General features: G+C 62.6%; 1 protein-coding gene. It reads right to left on the bottom strand.

Annotated elements, in window-relative coordinates; genetic code table 11:
• Nucleotides 1–582: 2-hydroxycarboxylate transporter family protein (locus H3O04_RS35530; protein ID WP_202589533.1), on the bottom strand; the 582-nt coding region annotated here is incomplete at its 3' end.
• Nucleotides 583–773 lie beyond the last annotated feature (191 nt).

The raw sequence follows: 773 nt of genomic DNA, 5'->3' as shown, positions 1-773 counted from the left end.
CGGCACGACGATGTACAGCAGCGTGTGGCGCGCGCCGAGGCCGAGCGCGGTGCCGACCGCCGTGCCGACGATCGCCGCGGCGACCGAGCCGGCCGCGAGCGGAATGAAGATCTTCACGAAGCCCTGGATCAGCACGCGGCGATCCATGCTCAGGATGCTGCCGACGATGATCGACGCGATGAACAGATACAGGAAGTTGGTCGATTTCGTGAATTCGACCGTCAGGTTCAGCACCGGCTTCGGCAGCACGTGGTAGTACGTGAGCGCCGACGGCACGAAGGTCGCGAAGATCGCGGCCGCGCCGATGTTGCGCAGGAGCGGCAGGCGCTTGCCGAGTTCCGCGCAGGTGAAGCCGAAGAACGCGAGGACGGCGATCGCCATCGAGATTTCGCCGGGCACCTTGCCCGTCACCGCGAAGCCGACGATCAGTCCGAACAGGATCACGTAGACCGGCAGCGGGATGATGCCGATGCGGATTTCCATCAGCTTCCACCAGCCTTCCGGCCAGAAGCGTTCGCGCGTGGCGGGGCCGGCTGCCGCAATCGGCTCGGGATGGGACGGGGTATGGATAGAGGTCTGCAAGACGTGTCTCCTGATGTTTGGAATGCCTGCATCGCTTCGCGGCATCGTGTGCCGTCTATTACGCAACCCCCATGCCAGAATGCCGACGCGCCGGAATATTTTTAATCCATTGATTCATAAGGGATTTATTTCGTCTGCGGAAAGGGTTTTTCACGCGAAGTGGCCGAGATTTCGGAATCGGCGCGGCGGGC

Source organism: Burkholderia sp. KCJ3K979, assembly GCF_016759955.1.
Taxonomy (GTDB): Bacteria; Pseudomonadota; Gammaproteobacteria; order Burkholderiales; family Burkholderiaceae; genus Burkholderia; species Burkholderia orbicola.
Note: the sequence above shows the minus strand (reverse complement) of the source record. Positions and strands in the feature narration are given on the sequence as shown.